General features: G+C 37.2%; 15 protein-coding genes and 1 pseudogene. 8 read left to right on the top strand and 8 right to left on the bottom strand.

The features are described 5' to 3' along the window. Window positions 1–383 precede the first annotated feature (383 nt). The 7 genes from JVX94_RS13480 (at window position 384) to JVX94_RS13450 (ending at window position 7441) form a co-directional block, all read left to right on the top strand. A complete protein-coding gene (locus tag JVX94_RS13480; RefSeq protein WP_144472707.1) occupies window positions 384–710 on the top strand; it encodes an uberolysin/carnocyclin family circular bacteriocin in 327 nt (108 codons plus the stop codon). Between the two features lie 57 nt (window positions 711–767). Further along, the gene (locus tag JVX94_RS13475) at window positions 768–2420 is read left to right on the top strand and encodes a hypothetical protein (protein ID WP_144472709.1); all 1653 of its coding nucleotides are present in this window, start codon (window positions 768–770) and stop codon (window positions 2418–2420) included. Continuing rightward, window positions 2413–3114, top strand: coding sequence for an ABC transporter ATP-binding protein (locus tag JVX94_RS13470; RefSeq protein WP_144472711.1), 702 nt, complete (start codon window positions 2413–2415; stop codon window positions 3112–3114). The genes JVX94_RS13475 and JVX94_RS13470 overlap by 8 nt, the downstream gene beginning before the upstream one ends. Before the next feature lie 7 nt (window positions 3115–3121). Beyond that, window positions 3122–3655, top strand: coding sequence for a stage II sporulation protein M (locus JVX94_RS13465; protein ID WP_144472713.1), 534 nt, complete (start codon window positions 3122–3124; stop codon window positions 3653–3655). A 257-nt stretch (window positions 3656–3912) separates the two neighbouring features. Further along, a complete protein-coding gene (locus tag JVX94_RS13460; RefSeq protein WP_144472715.1) occupies window positions 3913–4443 on the top strand; it encodes a hypothetical protein in 531 nt (176 codons plus the stop codon). Window positions 4444–4789: 346 nt separating this feature from the next. Further along, window positions 4790–6178, top strand: a complete 1389-nt coding sequence (locus JVX94_RS13455) for an amino acid permease (protein ID WP_024424432.1) — start codon at window positions 4790–4792, stop codon at window positions 6176–6178. Window positions 6179–6290: 112 nt separating this feature from the next. Beyond that, window positions 6291–7441, top strand: a protein-coding gene (locus JVX94_RS13450; protein WP_205183496.1) for an IS3 family transposase whose coding sequence is annotated in 2 segments (ribosomal slippage) — window positions 6291–6564 and window positions 6564–7441 — 1152 coding nt in all. Because the reading frame shifts where the segments join, the coding sequence is not laid out codon by codon here. Between the two features lie 63 nt (window positions 7442–7504). Here JVX94_RS13450 and JVX94_RS13445 read toward each other — a convergent pair. From JVX94_RS13445 to JVX94_RS13415, 7 genes are all read right to left on the bottom strand, one after another. Next, window positions 7505–8386, bottom strand: coding sequence for a glycerophosphodiester phosphodiesterase (locus JVX94_RS13445; protein WP_203129174.1), 882 nt, complete (start codon window positions 8384–8386; stop codon window positions 7505–7507). A gap of 92 nt (window positions 8387–8478) precedes the next feature. Continuing rightward, window positions 8479–9813 (bottom strand): glycerol-3-phosphate transporter, encoded by a 1335-nt coding sequence (gene glpT / locus JVX94_RS13440; protein WP_095407588.1) that lies wholly within the window; start codon window positions 9811–9813, stop codon window positions 8479–8481. A gap of 226 nt (window positions 9814–10039) precedes the next feature. Beyond that, a complete protein-coding gene (locus JVX94_RS13435; protein WP_095407589.1) occupies window positions 10040–10810 on the bottom strand; it encodes a SurA N-terminal domain-containing protein in 771 nt (256 codons plus the stop codon). Between the two features lie 152 nt (window positions 10811–10962). Beyond that, window positions 10963–12846 (bottom strand): thioredoxin domain-containing protein, encoded by a 1884-nt coding sequence (locus tag JVX94_RS19710; protein ID WP_275891451.1) that lies wholly within the window; start codon window positions 12844–12846, stop codon window positions 10963–10965. Between the two features lie 29 nt (window positions 12847–12875). After that, the gene (locus JVX94_RS19705) at window positions 12876–13037 is read right to left on the bottom strand and encodes a DUF255 domain-containing protein (protein ID WP_205183491.1); all 162 of its coding nucleotides are present in this window, start codon (window positions 13035–13037) and stop codon (window positions 12876–12878) included. Between the two features lie 130 nt (window positions 13038–13167). Continuing rightward, window positions 13168–13770 carry a YczE/YyaS/YitT family protein gene (locus JVX94_RS13420; RefSeq protein ID WP_144486026.1) on the bottom strand — a complete coding sequence of 201 codons (603 nt, stop codon included), beginning with the start codon at window positions 13768–13770 and terminating at the stop codon, window positions 13168–13170. 10 nt (window positions 13771–13780) lie between these two features. Further along, window positions 13781–14224: a GNAT family N-acetyltransferase gene (locus JVX94_RS13415; RefSeq protein WP_205183489.1), complete on the bottom strand. Its 444-nt coding sequence runs from the start codon at window positions 14222–14224 to the stop codon at window positions 13781–13783. Window positions 14225–14366: 142 nt separating this feature from the next. Between JVX94_RS13415 and JVX94_RS13410 the strand changes: the two genes are divergently transcribed. Then, window positions 14367–14819 carry a MarR family winged helix-turn-helix transcriptional regulator gene (locus tag JVX94_RS13410; protein ID WP_060698015.1) on the top strand — a complete coding sequence of 151 codons (453 nt, stop codon included), beginning with the start codon at window positions 14367–14369 and terminating at the stop codon, window positions 14817–14819. 81 nt (window positions 14820–14900) lie between these two features. Here JVX94_RS13410 and JVX94_RS13405 read toward each other — a convergent pair. Beyond that, a pseudogene (locus JVX94_RS13405) lies at window positions 14901–15065 on the bottom strand (DUF255 domain-containing protein); the annotation flags it as partial. Between the last annotated feature and the right edge of the window lie 24 nt (window positions 15066–15089).

Below are 15089 nucleotides of genomic sequence, written 5' to 3'. Positions count from 1 at the left end.
GGATTTTGCTTAATCTGGTTCAAGGAATATCTAAATCTCCTTTGATTTCTTAAATAAAAGAAAGTCTAATTTAGAAAACTGGGTGATGAGACGAAATATAAGTTATTTTTTGCAATTAAAGGATATTGATCGAAGTGCATGTTGGTAATATAGAATTGTGGATGCAAGGTTATAAACATTAGATCGTTAAGTACTATCGAAAAAAGAGTTTGTTAAGAAATAAATAACATTTTTCAATCTAATATATTTTAGTATATATCTATTTTTATATATAATACAGGTAATTAGTATATAATTGAAGTAAATTCTAAAAATTATATTGATTACCATTTTTTGAAGTGGTATCCTTTTGCTAGAGGGGGATAAAAAGGGGAGAATTATTAATGGTCAAGAGTACAAAGAGTCAAACACTATTACTTATAGTAGTCGCAACAATAATTTCTTTAATGTTCGGTTTAATGGCAACACAATTAGCAGCTGCACCTGCTGCAGAGATTCAAACAACTTTCAGTATGCTGGCTACGAAACTAGGAATTAGTCAAGCAACTGCAGGAGTAGTTATTGATATGATAGCAGGCGGTTCAACTTTATGGACTATCGTAGCAGCTGTTGCTGGCCTAAGTGGTGCAGGTTTAATTGCAGTCGGAGGAATTACCGCTATCAAAGCAGTTATTAAACAAAACGGAAAAAAATTCGCTGTATCTTGGTAAAGTTTAAATAATATTTTCATCCCCCTCTTCTCTCGTAAAAAGAAAGGATTAATATTTATGTTGAAAAAAGTCGCAACTCTATCATATTACACAAACTTAACAAATATTAGAAAATTTCTTGTCGATTGGTCTATTAATAAATATACTCCTTCTCAAATAATGAGAATTTTTGTGCTTATATTAGTTTTTCTATCATTCGGACTATACATTGTGGCTTTCTCTGTTTCAAAAATCATTGAGGGTAATCAGGATCTAACATCTATTATTAATCTTGCAATATTATATATGCTCATTATAACATTGTATAACTCATTAAATTTCTTTAATAAGCATCAGTCAGTTTTTTTCTATGATTCTAGAAAGAGTTTACTACAGATAAAAGATTTTAGAGTTATTAGAGTAATTTCAACGCTCTATTTTAATATTCTGAAAAGTTCAATTTTATTATGGTGCGTCTTTTTCACACCAGTTTATTTAGGTGTATACACTATAAATATGAATTTTAATCCAATCTTTTTGATTATCTATTTTCCGCTGTTTTTATGCATTTATGCATTGTTAGTTATGATAATTACATACATAAGATTTATTATATCTAAATTATTTTACTTGAAGGCTTTAAATATGTTGAATAGTCTAGTGATATTTGGAATTTTAGGGTGTGTGTCTTTACTTGCTCCTTATTATATTATTTCATTTTTATTAAATTATAAGAATATTTTTAGTAAAGTAAATGAAATGATAAGAACAGTAAGTTTATTGCCAGATATATTTAATGTATACAGAAATGTTTTTTTAGAAACTACGATAAATATTTGGATAACTGCATGCATTGCACTTTTTTTGAGTATTGTTTTTTTGCATATTTTATGGGTTAAAACACTTAATTCATGGGATCTAATTAATTATTATGACATGAAAATGGGTAGAGAGGTGAAGTATAAGAAGCCGTTATTTGCTAAACATAAAAACAACTTTTTTCAAAAAGATTTGCTTCATATACTTCGTGCTAATTCCTGGTTCATTGGACATCTTGGCAAAACTATTATAGGTGTTTTATTTTTTGTTGGTGCGGCTATACCTTTTATAGACCATTATATTTCAAAGAGTAGTTCAATAGGGATAATCGCTGCTGTGTCGGCTTGTTCCTTTGCTGTATTCCAAATTGTAGGGGATTCTTTACGTATGGTTTTAGGAGTAGATGGAGAATCTAAAAATTTGCACCTGTTTATTAATAGAAATTTTACAATTTGGGATTTAGTTCGTGAAAAATGGAAAGTATATTGTATCTTCGTGTTATTTATAAGTTTTATATCACTTATTGTATTAAATTTCTTCTTGAAAGTTAATTTGAATACACTTATTTTATCATTGATTATTGTGATAACGTATGGCGGATTAAGCGGATTATTTCAAATATCTACTACAGGCCTTTATCCTAGGATAAACTGGGAACATGAGTATGAAATAGGTGAATCACATAAAGCAAGCTTTTTAAATAACTTATTAAACAATGGAATTACGATTCTATATACATTTTTCATCGGTGCATTATTTATATTAACTGAATTCGTCAATGTGAATTTAACAATCAATTTGGTATTAATATTAAGTTTTAGCTTGTTTGTTATTTGTGTACTTGTATTCATGATTACTGTTACATTTTTAAAAAGAGTAACAATAAAGGAAGTGTTTTTAGATCGTGATTGAAATAGTAAATGTTTCGAAATCCTATGATAAGAAAAGCGTTTTGAAAGATATTGATTTAAAAATTGAAAAAAACATGATATATGGCCTTGTGGGTACAAATGGAGCAGGGAAAACTACCCTACTTAAAATAATAGCTCAACTTTTGAAACCAAATGATGGGGAAGTTATATTCGATAGCAACAATAAAGTAAGTTTTGTTCCAGATAATGCTTCATTATATGAATATTTAACAGGTCAAGAGTATTTACTTTTCTCTGCAGCAATGTTTGAAATTCCAAAAGATACAAGAGAAAAAATTGTATCTGATTTATTAAAATTATTTAATTTAGAGGAAGCAAAACATAAGTTAATTCAAACATATAGTAATGGCATGAAACAAAAAGTTTCAATTGCTTCAGCGATTATTAGTGACCCGGATATGATTATTTTAGATGAGCCTTTAACTGGTGTAGATCTAATTAATTCGAAAATTATTAGGAGTTATATTCAAAAATTCTCAGAAAAAGGAATAGTTATTATCTCCACGCATTTATTAGAATTAGCTCATTCACTTTGCGACAAGATTGGAATACTTCATAATGGAACAATAGTTGATGAGTTTATTTGTAAAGAAATGAGCTTGAGTGAAATGGAACATTACATAACCACTATATATTTGGATAAAGAGACCATAAGCATGACTAGGGAAGTGTAGAAAGACTATGTTAAATATAAAAGGCATTATCATAAAAAATAAGGCCTTAATCATTTGTTCTTCTTTATTATTTTTAATTGGTGTGATAGCAGGTTCTTTCATGACTCCAACTTTAATTGAACAAAATAAATTAATAGAGCCTAATAGTTTATCACATCTATTCATCAATAATTTACTAGCAATATTGTTTATAGCTTCTGGTTTTTTTACTCTAGGGATAGGTACAATTGTATTTGTTGCGATTAATAGCCTTACTATTGGATTGAGTATAAAAGAGAGCCATTATTTAGGTAAGTCCTTTTTTGAGATATTCTTTAAAATAATCCCGCATGGTATATTCGAGGTTCCAGCACTAATATTGAGTGGAGTTATAGGTTTTAAAAGTATCATGTTTTTGATTGAATATATGGGGCATTCTATTAACTTTAAAAGTCTGCTGAAAAAATACATTAAGGAAATTTCAACTCTTTTCTTTATAATAATTGTTTTGTTATTTATTTCAGCTTTAATAGAATGGTATATAACACCAAGAATTTTTTGAGGTGAACATATGAAGAATCGTTTATTAACCATACTAACAAATATACTGCTTGTTTTAGCTGTCATTTTATTGTTGAGTTTAGAAAAAAAAGTGATTGGGATCATACCATTACTAATAGCAATCTTCATTTTTTCTTTTCAATTTTTATTAACTATTAAAAATAAAATGATAAGAATAGCTTTTATTTCGTTTCAAAGCATACTCTTAGTAATACTAATTTATTTTGTAGTTAAACAAATGTTATAGGAGTAATAACTATGAATTTAACAAAAAAAACTGTGGTATATTTACTAGGTATAATGATAAGTTATGTTTTGTTTTATTCCAGCGTTTTTCATAATCTTGATAATATTCTAAATTCAATTTTAGAAACACAGGGAGTTTCCAGTGGAATTGTGATAGCTGTAGGTGTTTTTAATTTATTTACAATTTATATTGGGATTCTTATTTATTCACTTATTGGTTATGTATTCGGTAGGATAAGTTATTTAGATTTAACTAAAAAAGAGTTTCTTTATATTTTTACTGTGACTATGTTTTTGAACACTTTAGTTCATGTACCGTTGGCTATCGCTAATTTCTTTTCAGAAGGAAGTACAATTATTCTCAGTAACCAAAATTATTGGTTCATTGTCTTCAATCCTTTTCTTCTCTTAGCTACAATCGCATTATTTAAAATGTTAAAGAAAAGAAAGGCATCTTTTTCGAAAGCGATAGGATTTTGTGGAGCCTATTGGATTATTCAAATTACAGGCGCTATTATTTCTAAAATGATGTTGAGTATTTAATAGTGTTTTTATTTAAAAATACGTATTTAGTACATTATCTCTAATGGATTAAATACGTATTTTTGTGATTTAGAACTTTCTAGAGTCTTAACTTAAAATTAAGAAAGGTTTGAAGGATTAAGCAAACGAATTCAAAATGTATAAGTTTGCTAGTGGACCTGTCACAAGAATATTTTTATATAAAAATAGAAGAATATCCCGTTAATAGTGTTTTCCTCAAAAAAACAATTGTTTTTTAAGGGTAGATTTATTATGATAATATACATCGAAAGATTGATGTTTCTCAATCAGAATGTAAATTCTGATTTTTATTTTTTATGTTGTTTGTTGATGAGGGGGAAGAAAAGTGGCTCAAAAGGAATTAAAGAGAGGGTTAAGTGCCCGCCATATTCAAATGATCGCTCTTGGCGGCACAATCGGTGTTGGCTTATTTATGGGGTCAGCGAAGGCCATTCAGTGGACAGGTCCATCGGTTCTTCTAGCGTACGCAGTGTGTGGTATTTTTATCTTTTTTATTATGCGTGCGATGGGAGAAATGTTATATCTTGAGCCGAGTACAGGGTCGTTTGCTACATTCGGGCATCAATATATTCATCCGCTTGCAGGGTATATGACGGCTTGGAGTAACTGGTTCCAGTGGGTCATTGTCGGAATGTCTGAAATTATTGCTGTTGGGGCTTATATGAAATATTGGTTCCCAGAGCTGCCTGCATGGATTCCAGGGTTAATTGCGATGATCATTTTAGGAGCAGCCAATTTGATTTCGGTTAAGTCGTTCGGTGAATTTGAATTTTGGTTTGCGATGATCAAAATTGTGACGATTATCTTGATGATTATTGCAGGTCTAGGCATTATTTTCTTTGGATTTGGAAATGGCGGGACGCCTATTGGTTTGTCTAATCTGTGGGCGCACGGCGGGTTCTTTACAGGTGGATTTACCGGGTTCTTGTTTGCATTGTCGCTCGTCATTGCTGCCTACCAGGGTGTTGAGCTGATTGGGATTACAGCAGGTGAAGCACAAAATCCAGAAAAGACGCTGACCAATGCCATCAAAAGTATCATCTGGCGTATTTTGATTTTCTATATCGGTGCGATCTTTGTCATTGTGACTGTGTATCCTTGGGATCAGCTGAATACCCTTGGCAGTCCATTTGTGGCGACGTTTGCGAAGATCGGGATTACAGCAGCGGCTGGTATTATTAACTTTGTTGTCATTACAGCAGCGATGTCCGGCTGTAATAGTGGTATTTTCAGTGCGGGCCGTATGCTTTATACATTAGGTGTGAATGGTCAGGCGCCTGCTTTCTTTACAAAAATTTCGAAAAATGGTGTACCGTATTTTGGGACATTCGCTGTGCTGATTGGTTTAGCGATAGGAGTGGTCCTGAATTATGTTTCACCGCCAAACATTTTCGTCTATGTGTATAGTGCGAGTGTCCTTCCTGGGATGGTGCCTTGGTTTGTCATTTTGATTAGTCATATTGGCTTCAGAAAGGCGAAGGGGGCAGCGCTTGATCAGCATCCGTTCAAGATGCCGCTAGCACCGTTTTCTAACTATCTTACAATCGGATTTTTATTAATGGTTCTTGTGTTTATGCTCATTAATCAGGATACGCGTATTTCTCTTATTGTAGCAATTGGGTTCTTGATTTTAGTGGCACTTAGCTTTTTTGTATTTGGAATTGGAAAACGAAAACCGATTGAAACAGCTTCTTCTGATCAAACGGTGAAATAATCAAAAGCCTTGCGGGATGGGGGACTGACCCCATAAAGCGAGACAAATAAAAACACCTTTAAGTTGAAAATCGGGTATAGCATACCTGAAAACAATTTGGAGGTGTTTTTGTATGGGAAAAAGAGTTAGTTATCCAATTAGCATAAAAGAAGAGGCCGTTCAAATGAGATTAGCAGGGATCCCGACAAAAGAAATCATGGACAAGCTAGGAATTAAGAATAGGACACAAGTAAAAACGTGGATGAAATGGTATCGTGAGGGTGAAAACCATCGGTTTCATCAACCAGTTGGGAAGCAGTATTCATACGGGAAAGGACCTGAATATCAAGATGAGCACGAGAAGTTAAAAACAGAAAATCGTTTTCTAAAACAACAAATTGACATATTAAAAAAGTATATAGAATGGGAAAGGAAGTGAAAAAAGAAGCGTTAGTGTCGATTTACGAGACCGTAAAAAATCAAGTAAGTATAAGCGCATTTTGTCAGATGTTTGAGCTTGCAAGATCCTCATTTTATCGATGGAAAAAACAAAACCATCAGCCAAAAAAACAGAAACTAATCGAGTTGATTTCATCACTTTGTGAATCATATCAATATACGTACGGTTATCGTAAAATCACAGCTCTCTTGCAGAAAGAAATGAAAATGAATCATAAGACGGTACAACGTATTATGCAAACCTACGGTTTACAGTGTCGTGTGAAAATGAAAAAGCGTAAACAGACCGGTCAACCCTATTACATTGCAGAAAATCACTTAAAACAAGATTTTTCTGCCACGAAGCCATTTGAAAAACTGGTGACAGATATAACGTATCTGCCATTTGGGCAAAAAACACTTTATCTATCCAGCATAAAAGATTTATATACTAGTGAGATTGTGGCTTATACGATTGGTGATAAACAGGATGTATCTCTTGTTTTAGAAACATTGAACCAGTTACAGACACTGCCTAAAGGCTGCGTACTTCATAGTGATCAAGGTTCAGTCTACACGTCATATGCTTATCAAAAGGCGATAAAAGAAAAAGGCATTACAATGAGCATGTCCCGTAAGGGAATGCCCGCTGATAATGCCCCCATCGAATCCTTCCACTCCAGTTTAAAATCAGAAGGATTCTATCTCCACCACCTGACAAAGACTACAACAGCCATTGTAGAAAAAACAGTCAGAGAGTATATTGATTATTATAACAATATCCGAATTCAATTGAAATTAAACAACCAGTCACCAAAAGAGTTTCGGCAACTGGCTGTTTCATAAAGGTGTTTTGATCCCTGTCTCAAAATCGGGGGTCAGTCCCATGGACCGCAAGGCTTTTTTTATTTAGAGTGAAGCTTTTACACGGTTAAAGACATCTGGATAGTTGGTGAAAAGACCGGTGACGCCGTATTGCAGAAGACGTGTCATGTCTGCTTCGCTGTTGACCGTATATGGATGAAGGAGGAGTCCGTGGCTTCTGACCTGCTGGACGTTTTCAGGTGTTAATGCTCTAAAATTCGGTCCGACCCCTACAGCGTACGTTTTGATGAAGTTGAGCTGATCGTCTGTGATCGATGCCATTTGTGCTCTGTCTAATAGTTGTACTTTTGGCAGGCGTGGAGCTAATTTCTGCAGCTTTAGCAGGCTGTCTTCACTAAAGGATTGAATGATGACCTGGCCTTTTCTTGTGTGTTTCCCAAGAAGGTGATGTTTCTTTAAGGCGGCCAATAGTTTTTCTTCCATTTGCGGATAAAGGTCTGGTTTTTTTGTTTCAATATAATAATTCTCTCGTTTGCCGAAATAGCGCAGCACCTCATCTAATGTAAGGACTCTCTGTCCGATATAGTTGGCATTTTGTCTGTCGGGATTTGCTTCGTTAAACCATGTACCAGCATCAAGCTGTTTGATTTCAGCAAGTGTGAGGTCTTTGACCCAGCCTGTTCCGTTAGTGGTTCGGTCAACGGTTTCATCATGCATCACGATGAGATGTCCATCCTTTGTCATTTGAAGGTCGAGTTCGAGGTAATCTGCATTCATCTTTGTGGCGAGCTTGTAGGAAGCCAGGGTATGCTCTGGTGCATACCCTGATGCTCCGCGGTGTGCAACGGTTAAGATGCGATCTGGAGATAAAAGATGTTCATGTGCCGATACGGTGGCCGGCATCCACGCAAAAGACAGTAAAGCAAAAGAGAGCAACACGAAAGCAAGTAATCTACTTTTCTTCATATTTTAACCTCCTTTTACGGTAACTGCCTCCATCATAAGAAATAGATGTAAAGAGCATGTTGGGCGGATATGAATCTTTTATGTGATTTTCATTAAGCTTGCTCTACGCGCTTTCCTGTATTCCATGTCATGGCGAGGAAAATAATCGCAAGCACACAAGAACCAACCAGTAAAATGAAGCCTCCTGTCCAGTCATAGTGATCTACGACGACACCCATCATGGCATTGGCAAAGGCAGAGCCGCCAATGTAGCCGAAGAAGCCTGTCAGTCCGGCAGCAGTGCCAGCCGCTTTTTTCGGAGCGAGATCAATGGCTTGAAGCCCAATGAGCATAACAGGTCCGTAAATCAAAAAGCCGATGCTGATAAGGGCAATGTTATCGACCATTGGATTGCCTGCAGGGTTTAGCCAGTAAACAAGAACGGCAATTAACACCCCGGCCATAAAGATGACGCCAGCTGGTGCGCGGCGGCTTCTAAAGAAGCGGTCACTGATCCAGCCGCACAATAATGTACCGGGAATGCCTGCATATTCATAAAGAAAATAAGACCAGCGTGAATGCTCTGGTGAAAAGCCCTTTGCTTCTGTTAAGTAGGTCGGCGCCCAGTCAACGACACCGTAACGAACAAAGTACACAAACACGTTGGCAATGGCGATATACCATAGGAATTTATTGTTGAGTACATATTTAAATAAAATCTCTTTCACTGTTAATTCTTTTTCTTGATCCTCATAGTTTTGTGCCGGATAGTCATTTCGATATTCCTCGATTGGCGGAAGACCAGTGGATTGTGGGGTATCCCGTACGAGAAGAATGATCACGAAGGAGACGATAATGGCAATGATGGCTGGGAAGAAAAAGATACTTTTCCACGTCGCAAACAGCACAATTCCTAATGTGATAAGCGGTGCAAGAATCCCTCCGCCGATATTGTGAGCGACGTTCCAAATGGACATTTTCGTACCACGTTCACTAACCGAAAACCAGTGCGCCATCGTACGTCCGCATGGCGGCCACCCCATTCCTTGAAACCAGCCGTTTAAGAACATGAATAAAAACATGATCCATACACTGGATGTCACCCATGGAAATGAGACAAATAGAATATTGATAAGAGCTGATAGAAAGAGTCCAGCGGCTAAAAAGTATCTTGGGTTACAGCGGTCTGAGATCATCCCCATAATGAATTTACTAAAGCCATAAGCGATTGAAACAGCCGCCAGTACAAAGCCTAATTCACTTTTTGTGAACCCCTCTTCCTGTAAATAAGGGATGGCAAATGCGAAATTTTTGCGCAGCAAATAGTAGCCCGCATACCCGATGAAGATGCCTAGAAAGACTTGCAGCCGCAGCCGCTTATACGTCTCATCTGTTTTGGCATCATCAAGCCTGTCGATATGTGGAGCAGGTTTAAACCATTTGAACATAAAGATCCTCCTTTTTTAGATGTCCGATTGACTGAAGCAAAAGTACGAGAATGGCTTTTGATCCTGTACCCTTTCAGAGACAAAAGAATTGTTAGCGCTTTCTTTTGTACTCCCATCATATCGGATGGAGGAGACGTTTATGATGAGGCTTTTGTCATAAATTTGGAAAAATGGTTCGTGGAGTAACAAAAAAATCCGCACAATGGCGGATTTTTCTTAGCTGCGGTTATAGAGACACATTAATTTTCGCAGATTTCTTTAGTTTTTCAATTTCTTTTTGTACTTCTTTCTGCTTTTCTTGAGATTCTAGCTGTTTTTTAATTTGTGATTTAACCTCTTTGTATTCTGGTACTTTTTGCTTTTGTTTTTTCATTTGGTCTGCGTATTGGTCATAGTACGCTTTGACATCTTTCTCAGAAACGGAGGCTGATTTAATTTCTTTGTCGACATATTGGCTGTATTTGATGCTGTCGGCAATGTCGCTTTTCAGCTGATCTAATGTGAGTCCGCTCTTTTTAAGTGCTTCTTCGAATTGAGCGTTGTCTTTAAACTGTTTCTTTTCTTCCTTTAGCTGCTTATCTACCTCTTTGTCAGAGGCTTTGAAGCCCTTCTTCTCGGCATCTTGCAGGATGAGCTCTTGGCCTACGAGCGCATCAATGGTTTGTTTCTTGACTGCTTTCTCGCCTTCTTTAGAAGTTGGGTCTTGTCCGGACTGCTGAAGCTGGCCTTGAATGGTAGATAAGGCGCTATTGTATTCACTGCCTGTGATTTTGTCTTTGTTGACGGTCGCAACGACCTTTTGATCATCGATTTTTTGTGCGTCTAATTTCTTTTGCATTTCTTCCATTTGCTTTTGCTGCTCTTTTTGATCAGCCTGTGTTGTTTCCTTGTTTTTGGCTGAATCGTTTTGCTTATCTTGTTTGGCATCGTTTGACGAGCAGGCTGCAAGTCCAACAGATAACAAACAAGCGATGAGTGTGTATGATACCTTTTTCATCATTTTCTCTCCCTTCGGTATGAGAACGTCTAGTGCGCATTCTAACCGTTTTTTAGGAAAAATAAAACCGTACAGACAATTTGTTAGCGGATTGACATGTTTTTTATCTGTTTGTCCTCATTTTGTCTTCTCATAGTCATCTTATGACAAACTCAATTGTGGAATAATTGTTCCATCGCTTCGTCGATATCGGTGATTGGCTGGCGGCAGCTGTAGTTTTCACAAATATACACGGTGGTTTTTCCATCAATTGTTTTGTAATCTTTTGTAAAGGGCGCGAGCTTCGCTAATTCTTCCCCTGTTTCGGCAGTCAATATGATATCAAATGGCACGAAGCGTTTTTGAAGCGCCTGTAAAAGCTGTTCTTTTTGAGGGTCGCCGTTTTTTCCGAGAATGATGATTTCTCTTTTCGTTGCATATTGACTTAAGAGCCCTTGCAGAAACGCTGTATGACCGCTTGGATAGGACGAGACATCGACATAAAAGGCTTGGAACATCTGATCTAATGTGTCTAGCCAATCCTGACGTCCGGTCAGTCTGCTTAGCATGAGAAGGTGCTTGAGTGCAGTGCTGTTGCCAGAAGGCATAGCACCGTCGTACACTTCTTTTTCTCGAACGAGGAGCGATTCCGCATCTGATCCCGAGAAGAAAAAGCCCCCTTTTTCCTTGTCCCAAAACAGCTCAAACATGTTCTCAGCAATGGCTGAGGCTTTTTCCAGCCAATCTAATTCAAAGGTCGCTTCGTATAAAGACATATAGGCTTTTAGCATATGTGCATAATCCTCGATAAAGCCGAGATGCTTCACGTCACCTTCTCTGTAGCGGACCATGAGCCGCTCATGTTGAACAAGATGTGTTTCTAGAAAAGACATCGCCTGCTTCGCCATATGGATCGCTTCCTCTGCATCAAAGACCTTTCCTGCTTTGGCGAGAGCTGCGATCATCAGCGCATTCCAAGATGTGAGCACCTTGTCATCGACAAGCGGCGCGGGTCGCTGCTGTCTGACTGATTGTAAAATATGCCGGGCTTCTTGCAGCTTGGACTGAAGGGTTTTATCGTCGATCGAAAAAGAGGCCTTGATGTCCTCAAAAGAGGTGGAAATGGTATGAGGAATGTTTTCCCCTTCAAAGTTCCCCTCTTCTGTGATGTGATAGACTTCGCAAAATAAAGCGCCAAGCTCCTCTCCTAAATGGGTGATGATCTCATCTTTTGCCCAGATGTAATATTGTCCTTCTTTCCCTTCAGAATCTGCATCTATCGCTGAATAAAAGAAGCCGCCTGGATTCATCATATCTTGTTTAATAAATTGGATCAGGCGTTGGACAAGTTTTTCATATTCAGGTTTTGAGGTGAGCTGATACGCTTCTGTGTAAGCTTCCATCAACAGGGCATTATCATACAGCATTTTTTCAAAATGCGGCACAAGCCATTTTTCATCCGTCGAATAACGAGAAAAGCCCGACCCAATATGGTCGTATATACCGCCATTTGCCATTCCATCTAACGTTTTCGTGACTGCATACAGCGCATTCTCCTGCCCAGTCCATTCGTAATAGCGCATCAGAAATGAGAGCATATGAGGTGCAGGAAATTTTGGCGCGGAACCGAATCCGCCATACAGCGTATCAAAGCTGCTCATGAGCTGATAATAGGCTTTGTGAACTGCCTCTTGAGACAGTGTGTTTTCTGTCTGCCCTGCTGCTTTAATCCGCAGATTATTTGTCGCTTTCTCAGCCAATGATTCAATATGATCTCGGTCGTTATGGTACGCATCCAGCAATTGTGTCAGTGCCTCGATGAAGCCAGGACGCCCGTATGCACTTCTTTTTGGAAAATATGTCCCCGCATAAAAAGGCTTTTGATCCGGCGTGACAAACACATTTAACGGCCAGCCGCCTTGCCCCGTCATCATCTGACAAACAGACATATACATCGAGTCTATGTCTGGACGCTCCTCACGATCGACTTTAATCGAAATAAAATGCTCATTTAAGATGTCAGCGACTTGTTGATCTTCAAAGCTTTCGTGTGCCATGACGTGGCACCAGTGGCAAGTTCCTTTGGCTAACCATACCCAATCGATACGAAAACAGGTTTGTTTTCGCGTTTCGCTTTTTTGAATGCTTCGTCTGACCATGTGTACCAGTTGACTGGGTTATAGGCGTGTTGGAGAAGGTATGGCGACTTTTCAGCGATTAATCGGTTGGGTTTATTGTTAGTGGGCATGGGATCACCTTCTTTCGATAAAGTTTCTTATCAGTATGGTCTTTCCAATATCTAATATACCAAATATCAAAAAAGAAGAGGTCTTTTAAGGTTAGCCTCTTCTTTTCTTTTTATAAGGTGATTCCAGACCTCAATTGGATAAAAGGCGACGTTCAACAATAGACATAAAAAAGTGAAGGATCATGCCTCCTAAACACACAGTTAAAATGGTTCCGATACCGATAGGACCTTTACATATATAAGCCAAAAATAAGAAAAAAGCATACAATACTGTTCTTGAAAATAGGAGGGTTCTTTTTGAAATATCTCGAATAATGAGTGTTAAATGATCGATAGGCGTTGATGCAAATTTTGTTTGAAGATAGATGGCTGTTCCAAGACCAATGAATACCAAACCAACTCCGAAACACGTCAGTTTGCTAAACCACATGCTTGTGTAGATGACATGTTTTATGAGGAACAACCACAGATCAATGCCTATTCCAGTCACGAATGCTGTAATCAAACCTAATAAAACAGGTTTTTTTCTTGTTAATATAGAGTTACAGAGTAAGATAATGACAGAGATAAGGACCTCCCAGCTTCCTACGGTAAGACCGACTTCTTTGGAAAGGCCAACCAAAAGGGCATCGAATGGGGAAGTACCTAGTCCTGATTGTATTGTTAAAGAAATGCCTAAACTTAATACGAATATACCTAGTCCGTAATAAACATACTTCTTTTTATTAGACATGATTTGTATTTCAAGATATTTCTTTTGTCATTAAGATGTGTGGAATTCCGTCTTCCATAAATTCATCTGAAGTAGTTTGATAGCCCAGTTTTTTATAAAAGCCTTCTGCATGTGTTTGCCCATGCAGCTTAATCTTAGAAATGCCTTTTTCTTGCATGATTTTTTCCAGCTCTCCAATGATGATTTTGCCTAAACCATACTTACGATAAGGTTTTAGGATACAGATTCTTTCCAGTTTACCTGTATGATCAACGATGCGCACACGGCCTGTGCCGACAGGCTGATTCTCATGATATACCAAGACATGCTGGCATTGTTCATTGAGTGTATCGAATTGATCGAACTCATCGAACTCATCGGATTCAGGTACTTGCTGTTCTTCAATGAATACCGATTTTCTAATATCTTGAGCAACATGTAAATCATTTTCATTTGTTATTCTTTTTATAATCATTATTTACCAATCCTTTTCTGATATTAGTCTGGACTCTATAGCACGCGTGTGTTCTTATAAAAGTAAGGTTAAATTATTTTCGTTGTAATTGCAACAAAAAATAGGTGTAATTGCAACAAAAAACATGTGAGGAGTTTTGGGTGTGAACGACATTTTACGAGAGATCGGCATGATAGCAAGAGCTTTAGATTCCATAAGCAATATTGAATTTAAAGATTTGGACTTAACGAGAGGGCAGTATCTCTATCTTGTACGTATATACGAAAACCCCGGTGTTATACAAGATAAATTGGCTGAAATGATAAAAGTTGACCGAACAACGGCTGCGCGGGCAATCAAGAAATTGGAAATACAGGGATTGATTGAAAAACAGCCGGACAGACAGAATAAAAAAATAAAAAAGCTGTTCACGACTGAGAAAGGGAAAAAAGTTTATCCTTTTTTAAAAAAAGAAGAAGAACATTCTACGAAAGTGGCCTGTTCTGATTTTTCACCTGAGGAAAAGGAAACCATTTTTAAACTTCTTCACAGAGTCAGGAAAAATGTAGAACGGGATTGGGAAAATGTGAAGAAGGGAAACAAAAGGGACTACTAAAGTACAAATTTAAACTTTAAAAGTTTTAGAGCACATTATGTGGTATAGTCCCTTCCATAAAAATATGTAATGGCATCAGGGGCAAGTGGCGTAACCAATGCTGACAAGCACTGGTTTATTTTCACGCTTGGCTTTGTCAAAGGCTTCTTGCCCCCACGGGTACCAGTGAACTGGGTTATGGGCGTGCTGAAGGAGATACGGTGATTTTTCATGGATGAGTGGGTTGGGTGTTTCGTTGTTTGGCATGGGTCACCTTCTTTCTAAAATGTT

It is taken from the genome of Bacillus sp. PDNC022, assembly GCF_016919285.1.
Lineage (GTDB): Bacteria > Bacillota > Bacilli > Bacillales > Bacillaceae > Bacillus > Bacillus safensis.
This window is presented reverse-complemented; position numbering and strand designations above follow the sequence as displayed.